This window comes from Cupriavidus taiwanensis (assembly GCF_900250115.1).
Classification (GTDB): Bacteria; Pseudomonadota; Gammaproteobacteria; order Burkholderiales; family Burkholderiaceae; genus Cupriavidus; species Cupriavidus taiwanensis_B.
Genome location: NZ_LT984805.1, coordinates 181,893 through 198,791, shown reverse-complemented (window position 1 = coordinate 198,791; position 16,899 = coordinate 181,893). Strand labels below are relative to the sequence as shown.

At 60.2% G+C, this 16,899-nt stretch carries 19 protein-coding genes; 11 read left to right on the top strand and 8 right to left on the bottom strand.

Translation table 11 applies throughout. The features are described 5' to 3' along the window. Positions 1–15 precede the first annotated feature (15 nt). The 4 genes from CBM2586_RS30085 to pilV all read left to right on the top strand — a co-directional run bounded on the left by CBM2586_RS30085 (position 16) and on the right by pilV (position 2,886). The gene (locus tag CBM2586_RS30085; protein WP_012354557.1) at positions 16–516 is read left to right on the top strand and encodes a prepilin type IV pili; all 501 of its coding nucleotides are present in this window, start codon (positions 16–18) and stop codon (positions 514–516) included. A gap of 98 nt (positions 517–614) precedes the next feature. Further along, positions 615–1,115, top strand: coding sequence for a type 4 pilus major pilin (locus CBM2586_RS30080; RefSeq protein ID WP_012354556.1), 501 nt, complete (start codon positions 615–617; stop codon positions 1,113–1,115). 36 nt (positions 1,116–1,151) lie between these two features. Then, positions 1,152–1,631, top strand: coding sequence for a hypothetical protein (locus CBM2586_RS30075; protein ID WP_012354555.1), 480 nt, complete (start codon positions 1,152–1,154; stop codon positions 1,629–1,631). Between the two features lie 7 nt (positions 1,632–1,638). Further along, complete coding sequence (gene pilV / locus CBM2586_RS30070; RefSeq protein WP_012354554.1) at positions 1,639–2,886, top strand: shufflon system plasmid conjugative transfer pilus tip adhesin PilV; 1,248 nt, start codon at positions 1,639–1,641, stop codon at positions 2,884–2,886. Positions 2,887–3,477: 591 nt separating this feature from the next. Here pilV and CBM2586_RS30065 read toward each other — a convergent pair. From CBM2586_RS30065 to CBM2586_RS30055, 3 genes are all read right to left on the bottom strand, one after another. Then, the gene (locus CBM2586_RS30065; RefSeq protein WP_012354552.1) at positions 3,478–4,506 is read right to left on the bottom strand and encodes a CAP domain-containing protein; all 1,029 of its coding nucleotides are present in this window, start codon (positions 4,504–4,506) and stop codon (positions 3,478–3,480) included. 222 nt (positions 4,507–4,728) lie between these two features. Next, positions 4,729–5,055, bottom strand: coding sequence for a hypothetical protein (locus tag CBM2586_RS30060; RefSeq protein WP_232348027.1), 327 nt, complete (start codon positions 5,053–5,055; stop codon positions 4,729–4,731). 79 nt (positions 5,056–5,134) lie between these two features. Next, on the bottom strand, positions 5,135–6,187 hold the full coding sequence (locus CBM2586_RS30055; RefSeq protein ID WP_012354551.1) for a CAP domain-containing protein: 1,053 nt from the start codon (positions 6,185–6,187) through the stop codon (positions 5,135–5,137). Positions 6,188–6,627: 440 nt separating this feature from the next. Here CBM2586_RS30055 and CBM2586_RS30050 point away from each other — a divergent pair, with 440 nt between their 5' ends. Continuing rightward, entirely contained in the window at positions 6,628–7,848 is a 1,221-nt protein-coding gene (locus tag CBM2586_RS30050) for an ISL3-like element ISRta1 family transposase (RefSeq protein WP_012353615.1), read from the top strand. Positions 7,849–8,011: 163 nt separating this feature from the next. Here CBM2586_RS30050 and CBM2586_RS30045 read toward each other — a convergent pair whose 3' ends face one another. Both CBM2586_RS30045 and CBM2586_RS30040 read right to left on the bottom strand, forming a co-directional pair. Next, complete coding sequence (locus tag CBM2586_RS30045) at positions 8,012–9,184, bottom strand: FlhC family transcriptional regulator (protein ID WP_012354550.1); 1,173 nt, start codon at positions 9,182–9,184, stop codon at positions 8,012–8,014. A gap of 1 nt (position 9,185) precedes the next feature. After that, a complete protein-coding gene (locus tag CBM2586_RS30040) occupies positions 9,186–10,349 on the bottom strand; it encodes a hypothetical protein (RefSeq protein WP_012354549.1) in 1,164 nt (387 codons plus the stop codon). Between the two features lie 680 nt (positions 10,350–11,029). On the opposite strand from CBM2586_RS30040, the gene CBM2586_RS30035 reads away from it, so the two are divergent. From CBM2586_RS30035 to CBM2586_RS30010, 6 genes are all read left to right on the top strand, one after another. Next, positions 11,030–11,338, top strand: a complete 309-nt coding sequence (locus tag CBM2586_RS30035; protein ID WP_012354548.1) for a hypothetical protein — start codon at positions 11,030–11,032, stop codon at positions 11,336–11,338. A 97-nt stretch (positions 11,339–11,435) separates the two neighbouring features. Then, positions 11,436–11,864 carry a hypothetical protein gene (locus tag CBM2586_RS30030; RefSeq protein WP_012354547.1) on the top strand — a complete coding sequence of 143 codons (429 nt, stop codon included), beginning with the start codon at positions 11,436–11,438 and terminating at the stop codon, positions 11,862–11,864. A gap of 9 nt (positions 11,865–11,873) precedes the next feature. Then, on the top strand, positions 11,874–12,668 hold the full coding sequence (locus tag CBM2586_RS30025) for a hypothetical protein (RefSeq protein WP_012354546.1): 795 nt from the start codon (positions 11,874–11,876) through the stop codon (positions 12,666–12,668). 12 nt (positions 12,669–12,680) lie between these two features. Beyond that, entirely contained in the window at positions 12,681–13,190 is a 510-nt protein-coding gene (locus CBM2586_RS30020) for a single-stranded DNA-binding protein (RefSeq protein WP_012354545.1), read from the top strand. Positions 13,191–13,400: 210 nt separating this feature from the next. After that, positions 13,401–14,483 (top strand): DUF7146 domain-containing protein, encoded by a 1,083-nt coding sequence (locus CBM2586_RS30015; protein WP_012354544.1) that lies wholly within the window; start codon positions 13,401–13,403, stop codon positions 14,481–14,483. 99 nt (positions 14,484–14,582) lie between these two features. Then, positions 14,583–14,795, top strand: coding sequence for a hypothetical protein (locus CBM2586_RS30010; protein ID WP_012354543.1), 213 nt, complete (start codon positions 14,583–14,585; stop codon positions 14,793–14,795). Between the two features lie 71 nt (positions 14,796–14,866). Here CBM2586_RS30010 and CBM2586_RS32490 read toward each other — a convergent pair whose 3' ends face one another. The 3 genes from CBM2586_RS32490 to CBM2586_RS30000 form a co-directional block, all read right to left on the bottom strand. Beyond that, positions 14,867–15,001 (bottom strand): hypothetical protein, encoded by a 135-nt coding sequence (locus tag CBM2586_RS32490; RefSeq protein WP_256461664.1) that lies wholly within the window; start codon positions 14,999–15,001, stop codon positions 14,867–14,869. Positions 15,002–15,072: 71 nt separating this feature from the next. Beyond that, positions 15,073–15,474, bottom strand: coding sequence for a hypothetical protein (locus tag CBM2586_RS30005; protein WP_012354541.1), 402 nt, complete (start codon positions 15,472–15,474; stop codon positions 15,073–15,075). 5 nt (positions 15,475–15,479) lie between these two features. Beyond that, positions 15,480–16,481, bottom strand: coding sequence for a PRTRC system protein D (locus CBM2586_RS30000; protein WP_012354540.1), 1,002 nt, complete (start codon positions 16,479–16,481; stop codon positions 15,480–15,482). Positions 16,482–16,899: the final 418 nt, after the last annotated feature.

Genomic DNA, 16,899 nt, shown 5'->3' with positions numbered 1-16,899 from the left:
CACAAGGAGTATCACATGGACGGAATTCTTGGGCGTATCGTCGCCATCGTGTTGGGTCTGCTGGCTCTCGTTGGCATCGCCTATGCCGGGTACAACGGCTTTCAGAGCCACAAGGCCGGCGTGGTCGCAACCAATATCACGCAGCTGATCACGAATGCGCGAGCAGGGTTCTCGCAGGGGAACAACGGCTATACCAATTTCACTACCGCCAATATCGCTTCGATGATTACTGGCGGTATGTTCCCCTCGGACATGGTGCGCGGCACGGCACTCGTCGACCCCTGGGGCAATGCAGTCACGCTGGCCGCTGCCAACAACGGGTCCCAGGGTGTCATTACCTTCGGCGGCGGCAATGCGCAAACGGCAAAACAATGCGTGAGCACAGCACTGGGCCTGAAGGACTACGTGACGTTGGCGGTCGGCTCGACCACGTTCAACCAGACCAACTTGCCTGACCAGGCCACCGCCGGCGCTGCCTGTAGCGCCACAGCGACCTTCACGCTGACCTTCCAGTAAGCAGGCAAAGCGATCACAGCGACGAGGCGGAATTTCCACCGGCATCACGTCCACGGTGGAAGGCGATGAAATCAGGACGTGGACTTTAGGGAAATGACATGGATGGGATTCTCGGGCGCATCGTCGCCATCGTCTTGGGCCTGCTGGCACTGGTGGGCATCGCATACGCGGGCTACAACGGTTTCCAGAGCCACAAGGCTGGCGTGGTCGCCACCAACATCGCGCAACTGATTACGAATGCCCGCGCTGGATTCTCGCAGGGGAATAACGGCTACACGAACTTCACCACGGCCAACATCCCGGCGATGATCACCGGCGGCATGTTTCCGACGGACATGGTGCGCGGCACGACCCTGGTCGACACGTGGGGAAATGCCGTGACCTTGTCGGCCGCAAACAGCGGCTCGCAAGGCGTGATCCGGTTCGGTGGCGGCGGTGCTCAGACAGCCAAGCAGTGCGTGAGCACCGCGACCTCCCTCCGCGATTTCGTTTCATTGGCCGTTGGGACCACGACCTTCACGCAGGCGAACCTGCCAGACCAGGCCACCGCCGGCGCCGCATGCAGCGCGACCGCGAGCTTCACACTGACTTTCCAGTGAGATTCCACGCGGCCACCAAAGTCTGAGGAGAAGGGCATGGGCTATCTCATCCTGCCGATCGCGACCGTCCTGTTCTGTCTGGGGATTGTTGCCCAAAGCCGGCAACTATCAGAAGCAGCACCTGGGGCCGGCGTGGCTGGCCGTATGGAATCTGTAGCGACGGTCACAGCGCAGCAGGCGCAAGCATACGGCTCGGCCTGTGTGTCGACCGCCGGTGCAACACCGGGGCTGGTCGGTGCGAGCGTGACGCCAGTGCTGCCGTCAGGGATGGTGGCGCCGGCTGGTGCCGGCTGCATGGCCGTCGCCAATCCGGGCGGCGGGCGCGACGTCTACGGATACGTGCGCGTGTCATCAGGCGCAAGCGGCGCGCTGCTCAGCAGCACAGCGGGCAGTCTCGCGTGGTTCCGGGTCCGCAGTCAGGGCACGGCCGTCAATCTTGCTACCGGCATCGCCTACAGCGTGCCGGCGACCATTCCCGTTGGGGCGCTGGTCAATTGGGTCCAGTTGAACACCTGAGAAACGCATGGAAGCCATCCTCGGATATCTCGTCGCGCTGATGCTCTCGATGCTGAGCCTTGCCGGCTTCGCGACGTGGGCAAAGGCCGGCGTGACGAACGTGCAGACCGCCGCCGCGGCGAGCCAGATGCTTGTCTTCGACAAGGCCGCCCTGCAGTTCGTGCAGGACGAATCCGCCACGCTGGTTGCTCAGGCAACTGCAAGCGTGCCTGTCAACGTTACGCCGGCCATGCTCATCAACGGCGGCTATCTGCCAGCCGGGTTCTCGGCGACCAATGTGTTCGGCCAGACCTGGCTGCTTCAGGTTCTGCAGCCGACGCCAAACAACTTGCAGGCGCTCGTCACGTCGCAGGGCGGGCGGCCGATCACCGACACCCGCCAGCTCGTGCAGATCGCTGCGCAGGCGGGTGCGCAAGGGGGCTTCGTACCCTACGCCGGACAAAACGGCGATCCGACGATGGTGGCAACCCGCGCCTATGGGGCATACGGCGCGTGGCAGGTGCCGCTTGACAACTACGCGAACCCGGGCAGCGGCCGGCTCGCGTCTTTGCTCGCCTTTACCGGCGCGCAGGCCAACAACGGCTATCTATATCGGGTGCAGGTTCCGGGCCATCCGGAACTCAATCGGATGCAGACGTCGATCGACATGGCAGGCAACGACGTCAGCAATGCCGCTCGGGTCACGGCAACGACTGCCTTAACCAGTGGTGGCGATACCTATCTAACAAGTACCGGTGCGCCAGGTACTGCGTGCGGCGTCGAAACGTCGACCCGCCGAAGCACCACTGGCACCGGGCATGTGATCTGTGCCGGCGGCATCTGGCAAGCGGTAGGCACGGCCGTGGCAAACATCTATGAAGGGCTGTGGTGTGGGAACAATGGTCAGATAGCGACCAGCGCGACCAATGTTGGATTCATCTGCAAGAGCAACAGGTATATCGCGCTCAACAACGCGCTGGGCAATATGACCGTTACTCGGAAAATTGAGAACGTTACAGACGGTATGACGTTCTCGAAGGACAACTGCCCGGGTGGTACCGCATGGGCGTTGTACACCCCGAAGCAGGAAATGGTCAACATCACTGGCAATGTGATGCCGCCGATTCAGGGCACGTACTTCTCCATGAACGACTGGGGTACTACATGGTATGCGCAAGCAAGCGCAATCTCTCCTGCCGCATGGTACAGCGGCAACGATACTGGGGCGCTCGGGGGGCGACTCGTGGGCACCGTTACAACTGGATGCACCTTCTAGGACCGGGATTGATTGATGAAAAGAATTCTTTGGGCATGCATTCTCGCAGCTGATTTCTCGGCAGCCAACGCACAGTTGTACTCGTTTCCGGCACCGCCGATGACCGTGGCAGACTGTAGGCAAGGGCACCACTGGTATCGGGAGCCAGGTAGATTGCCGTACTGCAAGGTCGATGATCCCCCGCCGCCCCCGCCGCCGCCGCCCCCTCCAACATTAGTGTGTCGCTACGAGTTTTGGAAATTCATGATCGCGATTGGGCCGGGCGGTAACTGCAGTGCGGATGGTGGATGCGACGGATATGGATACTCCGTTTATGATGGCGTCGCCAACAACCCCACGGTTGCGCGCACTTGGAGTTCCTGGGATGCCGGACCCATTGTGCATGATCCCTCGGCGATGTGGCCGCTTATCCAGGTTGATATGCAGTCGCGCGGCTATTACGCTGGTGCCACTAAGACGTCAACACCTGGCAACGGGAATTACCCGGGCACCAGCTACTACGAGGTTTGCAAGTATTGAGATCCCAGGGCTGAACAGACAAAGAACCCCGTCGTTGCGGGGTTCTTTGTTTTTAGAGGGGTAACATGTTGCTCAGAACGCCGTAAAGCTCCAGGACTTGCTGATAGCAACACCATTGCGAGCACCTGCGAATGTTGCTGTGTGGGTGCCCCCTGTGAGGGGTTGCGTCGGGAGCATGAACACCACGCCAGCGTAGAGGCTCGTGTTCTCGATCGCGCTGGCGACGGAACCGGCCTTTGCATTAGCCGGAACCAGCACTCGTACCGGAACCGCTGCTCCGCCAGGGCCAGTCAGCGTGAAGCTGGATACGGTCAAAACGTTGGAGGACGACGGTGCCGCCATCCGGAACATGATCGGATGTCCAGCACTGGCAAGATCCGACGCCGGATTGGGGTTTTCCGTAGCTGGGTAGAAAGTTCCGAATATGGAGTCGTTGTCAGCAGGGTAGTATGCCACGGCATTCGCAGCGAGCTGCTGACCACCCCATTGCGCGAGACCATAACCGCCACCCTTGGCGCCGGTGACTATGCCAAAGTTGATGACGCAGCGGTTGTCGCGCACCGAAAGACCGACCGTCTCTTGATTGCTGGTGATGGCTTGTAAATGGTAGACAGACCGCTTAAAGCCCGCGAGGCAGCTCTCCGCGTCGGGCGCCCCGCTAGACACAGCTTGGCCAATCCATTGATCCTCCGACCCGCCCGCTGCAACCACTTGATCATAGGGATTCGCACCAGTGAAGCCAGCATTTCCGGCTACTTCCAAATGGCCTGTAGCGCTATTTGCCTTCATGTAAGCCAGATGGTTATCGGCGGCGATGTCGAGCTTGTCGTCTTGCTTAAGCGCGCCGACGCCGATCTTCAGGCGGAGTGAGTTCAAAGCATCATAGGCCGCAAGCCGCTGATCTCCGTTCGGATACGTCGATACCGGAGCTGTGGTCGCCGGCGGCACCGACGTCGGCTCCTGCGGCGGCGTCGTCGGAGTTGTAGGCGGCGTGGTGGGATTCTTGGATCCACCATCGTCACCGCCACCACCGCCGCATGCGGCAAGAGCGAGCGCCATGGCAGTGGCCAGAACCGAGAGAGCGAGTTTGGAGTTTTGCATGCTTTTCTTCCTCTGACTTTGACCGGCCGGGGATCGACCGTTACTTTTAGCTTACCTATCGGCGCGCGAAGTCAAGTGCCCGCAATCCCCGGCCGGACGTGAGAATACACGAAGGCGATCAGCATCTAGTCGACGAATTGGAGCCAAACTTGACCCCCCGGAAAGAGGGGTGTCCTGGTAATCGTTACGGCTGGCGGACCCGAAGACCGCGTCAAGTGCACGTCACCGCGATCGGTAGAGCGATGTGCCGCAGCTATTGCAGATGTGCCACTGATGCGCGGCAATGAACGGCTGCTCGCGCCAGAGGCGGATGCTTCTGGATCCGCACCGATAGCAAGACATGCCGCGCTCGGTCACGCATGCTGGATACTTCCGCGCATATTCGCTCACCGTCGGCAGGCCTTTGCGCGTCAGCGCAAAGGCGATCAAGGCGAAGTACGAGAACATGAAGGAGGCAATCGCCCATGGCCAGGCCAACGCCCCTCCTGTCTTGCCCACTTGAACGCCAGGTAAGCTGGCAAAACCAGAAAGACCGCGATCGTTATCCATTCCATCGTTGAATCTCCGTTGTATGTGTTTCGAGGCCTGCCCCGCGAAACCGTCCGGCGGGGTCGTCGGCGCGCTTGGGCTATCGGAAAGTGGAGGCTCCCGGCGTAGCAGTCCTGAAGGTCCAGGAGATACTCACCGGCTTGCCGGCCCGAGTGCCAGAAAACGAAGCCGTGTAGGCCTCGCGGTCCGCCAGTGGCGCGAGCGGGACCAGGAAGGCCGCGTTGTTCCGGAGGTATTCGTCTGCCATACCATTCGAGCCATCCGCCTTCGCCGCCGGGGACACCAAAACGCGCGCAGGCAGCTCCGCGCCGTTGCCGTCAACGAGTTTGAAGGCTTCTACGGACAGCACCTCCGCGAGCGCACCATTCGCGTAAATCATCAGGGGGCGGCCTGGCGCCGGCAGATCCGGCGCAGGATTCGGCGACTCGCCGGCGAAGTTGAAACCGGGTCGCACGTCGGTGTCGCCGTCTGCTGGCACAGTGACGAAGATTTCAGCATCGATCTGCTGGCCTCCTCCATAGGGCACACCGTTGGGTGTCGGGCCTGGTTGTGTTGCAGTGTTCGTGCCGAAGTCCACGACGCAGTGATTCAGGCCCAAGGCACCAGTATCACTGAATCCAATTCCCATGGATTCCTGGTTCGTGACGAGCGACTGCAAGTGGTAGACGGTGTGGTACCACTGATCGATGCAGCCTGCGCCGATCTCGCTATCATCGGGGCCTCTGGCTGCGCCCACGATTTCGGCCACCCATTGGGTGTCGCCGACACCGGCCCTTCTGGCTCGTAGCAGAGGCGTGGTTGCGTAGAAATGCAGAGAGCCTACGGATTGGTCATGCTGTGCCACGCTGTGCGCGCTGAGATAGACAGCATGTGCCTGGGCGGCGGTGTCGAGCGCGGGGTCTTGCATGAGAAGACCGACGCCGAGCTTCCGGCGCAAGGCGTTGACACCGTTGAAGAGCGCGAGCTGTCCCGAACTCTTTGCGTAGGATGGCTCCGGCACGCTGGTCCGCAGCGCAAGGGAGGGAACTTCTGCCGGGCCAGGAGCAGCCGACGGAACACTTCCGCTTGCCCAAGCTTCCTCATTGCCAATGAGCGCCAGCAACAGCAACGCAAACCATTTTCTCGTCTTCACGAATTCTTCCGATATAGCAGGAGAGATGTCATTGCCTATTGCCGGCCTGTCCCGCAGTCTTCGCTGTTGCTGCTACTGCCAAGCCAGCACGGACAGCAGATGCTCTGTTCGGAGCAAAAGTGGTGTCACGAAGTCTGCTAGCAGGCGCCAACGCTTGCGCGAACACCATTTCTCCGCGGTGAGATGAGGCAATGGGATCGCGGCTGGATTCGAGCCGCTTGATTCCAGATTAGCGACATCGTGCCGAAGTCAAGGCTCGCCGAACGGGAGGTTCCGACACTGGCGTTAAGGATGGTTAGTCGGCAAGATTTCGCAAAGGTTGAGCCCAGTTGGTTGGGGCGCAGAGCATAGGCAAAAAAAGGGTTCTTCGCAGAAAACCGTGGCCCGAAAGAGCACATTTTGTATGCTGATGTCTGTTTCTTCAGGTATCAGGGGGATGTGTGCTGGATCGCAAGACGCTGCAAGCACTGGGTTGCTGGAAGGGCTACCGGCTGGAGCGCGTGGAATGGCCGGAGGGAGAGAGCCGTACGCTGTCGTTGTACTTGAAGCCGGTCAGCAAGGTCATGCATTGCGAGGAGTGTGGCGCGCGCTGCCATCAGGTGCATGAGACAGTGGTCAGGCGAGTCCGGGACCTTCCGCTGTTCGAGTATCGGGTCGTACTGCACGTGCCGCGCCGGCGCGTTTGGTGCGACCGTTGCGGCGGTCCGAGGCTGGAGCGGCTGGAATGGCTTGGGCGCTACCAACGCGTGACGGCCCGCTTGGCCCAGGCTTGCGGCCACTTGTTGCGCCACTGTACGGTGCAGGCGGTGGCGGCCTTCTACGATCTGGGCTGGCACACAGTTAAATCGATCGATAAGGCTCGCTTGCGTGAGGCAGTGGCCGAGCCGGACTGGTCCAATATCCGCTACCTGGCCATGGATGAGTTCGCGCTACACAAGGGGCATCGATATGCCACGGTGGTAGTCGACCCCATTGGGCGGCAGGTGCTCTGGATCGGACAGGGGCGCTCACGCGAGACCGCCCGAGCCTTCTTTGAGCAGCTCCCCGCCGGCGTTGCGCAGCGCATCGAGGCCGTCGCCATCGACATGACGACCGCGTATGAGTTGGAGATCCGGGCGCATTGCCCGCAAGCAGAGGTGGTCTTCGACCTGTTCCACGTGGTAGCTAAGTACGGGCGTGAGGTCATCGACCGAGTACGGGTGGATCAGGCCAATCAGCTGCGGCACGATCGGCCGGCCAGACGGGTGCTCAAGTCCACACGCTGGCTACTGCTGCGGAATCGGGAGAACTTGAGCGTCCCCCAGGCGGTTCATCTGGATGAGGTCCTGGAGGCGAACCGGCCATTGCTGACAGTCTATCTGTTGCGCGACGAGCTAAAGCGGCTATGGTTCTACCGCCGCCCGGCGTGGGCGCAAAAAGCTTGGGAGCAATGGTGCGAGCAGGCTCGGCAGAGCCGAATACCTGCCCTGGAGTTGTTTGCGAAGCGCCTGCAAGGCTACTGGCATGGCATCTTGGCCCGCTGCCGCCACCCATTGAACACCAGCGTGGTCGAAGGCATCAACAACACCATCAAGGTCATCAAGCGCCGCGCGTACGGCTATCGCGACGAGGAATACTTCTTCCTCAAAATCCGCGCAGCCTTCCCCGGAATTCCTCGATGAACCAAAAAAAGACGGCGGCCCCAAGAGGAAGCCGCCGTATTGAGAAGGCCGAGAAGGGTCAAATTTCTGGCGCTTGCGATTCTTGGCTATGATCGCTGAAAAGACAACCCGTCAATCGAAGGGTACGGAGAGGGGTGCTTCGGCGACTGTTGCTGATGCGCGGTCAGTTCCGACGCCTGCCCCGTGAAGCCGTCAAAGACCCGTTGCAGCAAGGGCACAGAAATGACTGCGAAAGCTCGATCTTCGCGGAGGAGTTCGAAGCCAGGTACGGCGTCCCGCACTTTCGGCAGGGCCAGACCGCGAGCTCTTCGTGCATCGACATGGAGCGGGCCAGATGCAGCGACCGCTCGGGTGGCACCTTGCAGTCGTCCGAGAAGAACGCGCGATGGATGTCAAGGGTCGCGACGAAGCTTTCGGGTGTCGACACGTCACAGGCGATCGCCGATCGAAACAGCCAGATCTGGAAAGTCGACTGAACGCGGCGCTGCGCGGAATCCAGGTACCACATTAGCGATGACGGCGGCTGGCCGGGTGGCGATGGTTTGCCATGCAACCTCTGATAGGTCTTCCGCGTGGTCTCGATGGTGATATTGAACAATGATGAGACGCTCATGGCGCGACAACTGAGAGCCAGGAATGCCTCGGAGAGGGCGTCGCGCACAAACGTTTCGAGCCGGAAGTTGCCCCAGACGCCAGAGTGCGCCAGGCGGTCAGTCCGAAGCGGCGACGTTTCCATCAGATAGTGGGAGATCATTTCCCGCGATAACCGGCCGGAGTGACTCTCCAACCAGAACATCTCGTCCGCGAAGCGCCAGTGGAATAGCGGCACCAGCCGCTCGGTGATAGCCACGTCGAGTTCGTGCTGAGGAACCGACCGCATGTACGCGGCCAACTCGTTGGAGATGCCGATCAGAGGCGCCGCCAATACCGACATGTTGAGAAGGTCGTACATGGCATTGATGTACGCGCGGTTCGTATGCTCGAGCGCCAACCGGTCCACCACTGACAGATTGCGGGGCAGGCCAGTCTTGAGCCGCTCCATTGTGGCGGTCGGCATCCGTCCTTCGATGAAGGATCGCCAGTCATCGATGGTTGTGAGCGTTGGTGCGTAAGCGAGGAACGGCGTTCCCAGAATCTTCGCCGACTGGTACAGGTCGTCACGCAGCGAGCGAAGGTTTTCGCTCGATACCCTGAAGATGCTTTCCAGCGTTGGATGCACCGTAACGGCATTCAGGACGTAGTTGTTGATTCGCAGATTGGCCGCAAGCACACGATCGCGCACCCAGGCTGGCAAGACGAACTGCTCGTAGATAGAACGGGTCGGGGTGGTTTGCATGTCAGGCTCCAGTGATGGCGATCAGTTCGTTGTGGAAGGCTTCCACAGTGCGGCGCAAGGACACCAGCGCGGGGGCATGCTCTTTGACCTTGATGGCTTTGACGGCGCCTCGGAATTTCGCGAGCGCATCATCGAGATCCGCTTTCAGGCCGTCAATGCGTAGTGACAGACTCCGCGAGTCGGCCGACTTGGCTTCATGGCGTTCGATCTTATTGTTGACAGCGGAGAGGCGCAGTTCGGCATCCTTGATCTGCGCATTGAGCGCTTCAAGTTTGCCGCTTCCGTCTATGACGGCATCGGCGATGGTCTTGTACTCGGGAGGAATGACCTCGACCTTGATCTCCTTCACAACCTCCCGGATCTTCGACTCGGCCAATGCCTTCTGCAAGGCCTGTCGTTCGTCCGTCAAGCGCTTAATGGAATGCTGCAGGCTTTCCATGGCCCCAGCCTGCGACGAGAGCGCCGCGGAGGTTCGGTCAAGCTGCTCCTTTTGCGCCGCAGATTGCGCGTCGGAGGATGTCATCTGTTCGCGCATGTGGCGCATCTGGGCTTCGAGATCGCGCTGGCGCTCCAGGCTCTCGTTCAACTGTTCTTCCGCCGCCTCCAGCGTCGCCATGACGTGATTGAGTTCCTGGTGGGTGCGTCGAGACCATTCGATGTATGGGACGATTTCCTTGCGCGAATAGGGTTCGTCGTCCTTGCGAGCATCGATGAACCGCTGCACTTCCTCTGGCGTGATGTCCGACCGCTTGAGAATCGTCAGCTCCCCCAGGTTCAGAAACGTCAAGGCATCGCTGTTCTCGGAGAAGTGATGAAATGCCTGCAGATACTTGATCGCAGAGGCGCGGGAAATGCGCAGGGCGCGCACCGCGAAGTTGTACAAGTTGTCATCGGCTTCCTGGCGAGCGCGGGGGGTGTCGCCCAGACGCTTCTGCACACACGTGAGGATCACGTGGTAGATCTGGAATAGGCGAGAGCCGATGGCGGTATGTTCACTGAGGATCCGCTTGCGTGAGAGTTCGATCTCTTGCGCGGCTTGCACGATCCGGCCGATCGCGCCGGCATCGACATAGTGACCCAGTTGCTGGATCGCCAGCTCGCGCAATACGGGCGGCTTCGGGTCGATGAGATTGAACTCGCGTTTCTCTTCTTCTTTCTTCTTCATTGTTGCCCTTACGGAAAGTTGTTGCGGCCCCGGCGATCGCGGCAGCCACTTCAACGTACACGCTAGGAGCAAGTGTCAAGCTGATGAAACGGGTGCAGCGATCTTCGGATGGAAGCTTATGCCGAGTTTGAGCATCGGAATGTCACGAAAGCTCAGGAAAATCAGGTGTCTTTCGAAAGTCAAGCTCAAATCAGCAGCGCTTTGCCTCACTTTTTATCGACAGACATTAACTGGATTTGAGGTAGCACCCCCTTAAGATGGGGGCACTTGTATATACAACCTGGCCTTGAGCGAGGGTCGTTGGAAGGAACATGTTCCTTCCAAATTTGGCGAAAGCTCAGGACGTCGGCTTGTGATTTGAAGGCAAATCGAAAGCGCCGGGGCGGCGCTTGTCATGCTTTCCCAAGCCGTGTAGAGTGCGGATACCTCTAGCGTCTATGACGCATCGACATGGCGGTCAGACCAAACTGACATTCCGCGTGGGCCTCACTGGCCTTCCTTTGCGCGGCCCGCCCCATCCCCTTTCTTCGCACGCGAGCAGCGTCCTTACGACATGCATGACATGTCGCAAGCGCGTTGCCGAGCAGTCGCGCCTCATTGGATTCCTTGCTCTTCCGAGCATCGAATAATCGCCTGGCATCCGCCAGGAAATCCCTTTAAATCGTTTCTCGTGAGAAACCATGGAATCCTTTGCCAAAAACATGATCGCGCGCCCGCTCAAGCTCTTTGCTTTTTGCATGGCGCTGTATCTGGCTTCGCAGTCATTCATTGTTGGTGTGTTTCTTGCCGCTGTCGGCTTCTTCTACCTGAAGGAGAAGGTGCTGCAGTGGGGCAAGGCTGTACCAGCTGCGCCGAAGGTTTCGATGCCGGAGCATGACTCCAAGCCGAAACCGACGAATGACCAGGTCGCCGAACCGCCCGAGCAGAATTACGCACGCTCGGCTGTGGTGACGCCAATCTGTCGCACTGGAACGCACGATCGTTCCTGACCTCCCTCGCCGCCCGGTTCTCGGGCGGCTTCCACCTGTCGCGGGAACCCGTTACCCGCCGACAGGTGGGTCTCCGGGTGCCTGTCCGGAGACCATCATGGAAACAATGACAGCAGGGTGGCAGCTGGACTTCTTCGATGAAGCGGCTGCCATCGTTGTGCCCCCACCCAAGATTGACCCGTTGCCGGACCCTTCGCTCTGGAGCGACTCGGTACGCGAGCAGATGGTCGACGCGCTCATCAGCCTGGCCTGTGACAGCCGCCGAGGCGACAACATGCCCGAATCCCTGATCGACTGTGCTGAGCTCTTGCGAGCCCGTATGCGGAACAAGGCGCTCGATTTGGAGGAATATTCCATGACGATCGGCTGGATCTTCGGATACTGGGACGGAGCGCTTCCCTACACCTATGTCTGCGCGGTTTGCGGGGTAAGCCCGGAAGTCTTGCAGGATGTGATTCTCAACAACGCCCGCCTGAAAGCAGACCTCGAAGGAGTAAAGCGGTTGTGCTGCGGGTCTCTTCTGTAACCAATTACCATGACTCTCTTCGGAGTACTCAAGCGGGCAGTCGCCACTATCCTGGGCCAACCGCCAGTAGTGGCGTCTCGGGCCGCCAATGAAGTTCCCGTCGGCACGGGCGCGGACAACGAGTTTCAAATCCTCATCAATGGCGTCCCAAATCTCTTTCGGGACGAAGGCGACCACGTCGTTCACTTCGTTGCCGTGTTTGATCGCAGCATTCAGCACACGGCGTTCGGCCACAAGGTTCTTCCCGAGGTCGTTCCGCGCTGGCACAAGCTCGGCAGGTACGATGGGGAATGCGTGACACCGCAGTCCGTTGCCGAAGCCGTCATGCGCCAGGCGAAAGAGGGGGCGAGCGCCGCTCCGCTTCCACAGTCGAAGGGTTCGGATGAGTCAAGGGAATCTCGGGGACCGCGGACTGCACAGCATCAGCGCCCAGACCACCGACCTGCCAAAACCGAACCTCGCTCTGACGGTAACGCGTCGCGCTCGAACTATACCGTTGGCAAGCTGGTCGAGTGGGGTGAAATGGAGTTCCCGAACCGCAAACCTGGCGGCAAGGCGACATACACCTCCTTCGCGGTGAAGTTGGACACCCACGCCGGCGAAAGGACATTGCAGGGCGAAGGTTTGAAAGATGCCCTGGCCGACGCCGCTTGCAAAATCGGCGACCGCGTAGGCATCAAGCGCTTGCACAAGGAGAAGGTGCCCGCCTTCAACCATGCGACCGGCCGCCCTGTTCTTGACCCCGAGACTGGGGAACAGAAACTCTGGGACCGTTGGGTCTGGCAAGTCAATCGCATTCATTAACAAGGAAGCAACATGGCATCCGTGAACAAAGTCATTCTCGTTGGCAATCTCGGGGCAGATCCTGAGGTTCGCTACATGCCCAGCGGGGACGCTGTGGCCAATATTCGTATCGCTACCACCGATCGCTATAAGGACAAGCAGAGCGGCGAGATGAAGGAAGCCACTGAATGGCACCGCATTTCGTTCTTCGGCAAGCTGGCTGAGATCGCAGGGCAATACCTGAAGAAGGGCTCCTCCGTTTATATTGAGGGACGCATTCGCACCCGCAAGTGGCAGGATCAGTCGGGCCAGGACAAGTACAGCACCGAGATCGTTGCCGATCAGATGCAAATGCTGGGTGGCCGCGGCGGATCGTCGAACGATGACGGCGACGATGGCTATGGCCGCCAGTCGCAAGAAGGCCGCCAAGCCGGCGGCAGTGAGGGCGGCAATGGTGGTGGCCGACGCGGCCAAAGTCGCCGCCCGCAGCAGGCGCCGTCGCATGGCTTCGAAGATATGGATGATGATCAGATTCCGTTCTGACAAGCCATAAGTGGCAGCTATATGCATGCTCCCGCGAATCCGCGGGAGCATGCACCTCATCTTCGGCTTCGCGCCACACCCGTTTCTCCCCCCCGATCCAATCGCTGTGCTGAAAAGACATTCTGGCGCCTCACGCAGCCGGGATGTCCTTTGAGCAAGCGTTCCTTCGCCTGTCTCAGGCATCGACCACTCTCCACACGGAGCCATCCCATGAAAAAGCTGAGTGATATCGTGAAGAACTGGACGCCCGCTCACTGGGACGCTCTGGTTGCGCAGTACCTGCCCGCCGACGTCCTCACAGACGCCTTCTGGCGAGGTCGCCCTGGTCCGTGCCCGATCTGCGGAGACGGCACAGACAGATTTACCTACGACAACAAGCGGGGCCGCGGTGACTGGGTGTGCCGCAAGTGCGATGCCGGTGGTCCCAAAGCGGGCGACGGCATCGAGCTGGTCTGTCGCTACACCGGCATGTCGTACCTTGAGTTGCAGCGGCGACTCAATGGGGAGGGCGGCGAGCCGTTGCCAGCGAAGATGTCTGCCATCAGGCCGGCATGCCGGCAGCGCAGCAAGGGAAGCGCTTCCGTTTTGATGCGCCGCGTCATAAAGCAGGTCACCAGCTCGACTCCGGTCGCGGCTGGTGACCATGCCATGCGCTATCTCGCCGCCAGAGTTCCAGGGCTGCGCGCTCCGCTGCCACATGGACTGCGGCTGGCCGTGCAGGATTACTGGCACAACGGGAGCATTGTCGGGCGGTACCCAACGATGATTGCTGAGTACCAGCTGCACGACGGCCGGATTGCTACGGTTCACAGAACATCGTTGCACCCGGCCAAGCCAGAGAAGGCGATAGTCGTGTCGGAGGACGGCGAGATCCTTCCAAGCAAGCGAAATTATCCGGGCGCCTTGCCGCTTGATGGCGGCGCTGTACGGCTGATGTCGCCTCGCGATGGAGCGATTGGCGTTGCGGAGGGCATCGAGAATGCCTATGCGGCGTACATGCTGTTCCGGATTCCGACCTGGTCGTGCTTGAACCGCGTGCTCTTGAGCAAGTTCGTAGTGCCAGACGGTATGGGCATCCATACCGTGCACATCTTCGCCGATTTTGACAAGGTGGACCCGAGGACTGGCAAGTCACCGGGTATGGCCGACGCGCTCGCCCTCCAGAAGCGCTTGCGCGCCAATGGCTTCACCGTTGTGCTGCATCGGCCGAAGGTCCGAGGCACGGATTACTGCGACGAATGGCGAACCGTACACCGGTTGCGTCTGATCTCCCAACAGGCAATCGCTGCCTGACATTTTCGCCACCCGAATGGTGGCGTTCCTTTCAACTCTGCCCGGTGGGTTCGCCCCACTGGGCGGAATCCCGTGTGGCAGGACTTCAGGAGAAGCACCATGCCACAGAAGGGTTTTACCGCGATCGTGAACAGGTTGCACATTCACGCAATGCGCAGCACCGCCACCAGCGAGGTCCAGGCTGGTCAGTCCGATGCCCAGTTCTTCCACGTCTACCGACGAGAAGCCTCGGGCCATCTGACGTTGCTCGAGCGGAATCTGTCGTTCGATTCCGCACTCGATTATTGCCTCGCGCCAGCCACGCTTCACTGAGCGCAAAGTCCTCTTCAACAAAAAGCCCAGCAGACATGCTGGGCTTTTTTGCTTTCTGGGGTGGGAAGGCGTCAGCCAGCGTCCTTGGGGGCGCGCCACCCGCGATAGACGACCATAATGGCTTCCAGAATGCACCAGGCGATCAGCGCGTAAAAGAGGAAACGGTTCTGAGCCTGGGTGGTGGAAAGATACTCGAAGAATTTCATGGTGAAGTCCTGTCGTCCGTTGTGATGATTGTAGATTGCCACGAAGTGAGCGCCAGTCAAGCCGGAGCGAGTCAATCGAAGAACCGCGACATCGCCGAGTTCATTGCACTAAGGTCCAGTGCGCTTGGGGCGGGCACGGCGGGCACCTCGATATCCGCTGGCGCATCCCGGGAGATTTCCTCCCTGACGAGTTGGGCTCTCGGGGTGGAAGCAGCGGACTGCCCGACCGCTGCGACATTCTGGGGCGGTACGAACGCTGCCTCGGAGCGGTACATCAAGGTAGTCAGGAGTGCACCTGCAGGCGCCGGCGTTGCCGCAACGCCTTCTTTCGCTCCCATGACCTGCGCGCCGACCTCTGCCAAACGGCGGAAGACCTCGGCTCGCAGGCGCGGGTCGTTGACCTGCGCAAGCTGCGCGTAGAGCTGAGGCGTCGTCATCGGGTTGAGGGTGACTTTGATGGCGAGCTTCCCCATAGTCGTTACCCGCGCGCTTGCCGTGCGCTACCGATGTCGAAGAATCCGCGGACATTGGCGTAGCAGGGCGATTCCATCGCGACGATATGCGAGCGCGGGAAGGCGGCACGGATGGCGCCGGAGTACAGCGCGCTGCCGCCACCGGTGAGAACGATGGCTGCGATGTCTTCCGTGCGGCCCACCCGCGTCTGCATTTCCTTGACCGCGGTTTGACATTGGGCCTTGGCGACTTCGAAATACGGGCGCAGGTCGACCATCTTGTTGTAGTAGCGCATGAGCTTGCCGTCACGCAGGGACTTGTCGATGCGCTCGATGCTGCCAGACGGCTCCCCGCCTTCGTCCGCCGAAAGGAGTTGGGCGACTTGTTGGTAAATTCGCGACGATCCGCCGGGAACGCCGCCGCTGCGGGTGTCATCCATCATGTAGCCACGAGCGACAACCCAGTCGGTCGTGAAGTAACCCACGTCCACGATCAGGCAGTTGTCATCCGGGTCCAGATCCTTGCCGGATTGACGCATAAACGTGACCAGCGATCCGAGTGGCTGGGGCAGGGCGACGACCCGGTTGATGCTGACGCTGCCGGCGCCGAAGTCATGCGTGCCAGCAAAGCGTTCCTGCAGGACGCCGGCGTACTTCTGTAGGGTATGGACGGGAAGGCCGAGGATGAGTTGGCCAACGTCCCTGGCCTGTGAATAGTGAAGCGCGCCGAACAGCAACGCAGCATATTCCGGCGTCGTGACGAAGTCCTCGGAGAGGGTCCGCCCGGTATTGCCGTATGCAGAGGTGATCGAGACGTCCGGGCCCACCTCGTATTCAGCGCCGTCCACAGTTACGTGAACGACATCGCGCGACTGGAAATAGCCATCCCCGTGGTTGGCGAGGCTCGAAGCCGATCGAGTTGGGGCCAGCGAAAGAAACATGCGGGTTGCAACGTCCGCACCCAGGGGGAAGGCAAACTTGGTGTTGCCGTAGCCGACATCGACCGCAATGGTTTTGGTGGTGTTCATCTGAAGACTCTCCTTGGCTTTGTTGAAGGTTGCCGGAGCGCAGTGGTGTCACATATCTGACTGTGATCTGACAGGAATGTGTTAGGTGGTGTCACCAGGTGTCAGCGGGCGTCACCACGTCGCGCTGATCTCACACCTGCTCACACAGACCTGACACTTGCTAACACGTATCTGACACTGCGATCCGATCCCTTTCGAATCTACCCGGTGCGATGCGAAGTCAAGTTGTCGAATGCTGGCGAATTTGACGGCGATTTCGTTGCGACGCGGCTGAGTTTCGGTTTATCCTTTGAGCACCTTCAGCGTCCCCGACGCATCGACCTCGCCGCCAGTTGGTGGCAAATCCCAGGCAACCACGACCTCAAGGAGGACGTGCGGACGCCCAGTGTGCAGGCCGGAAATTGATCCGGCATTTTTT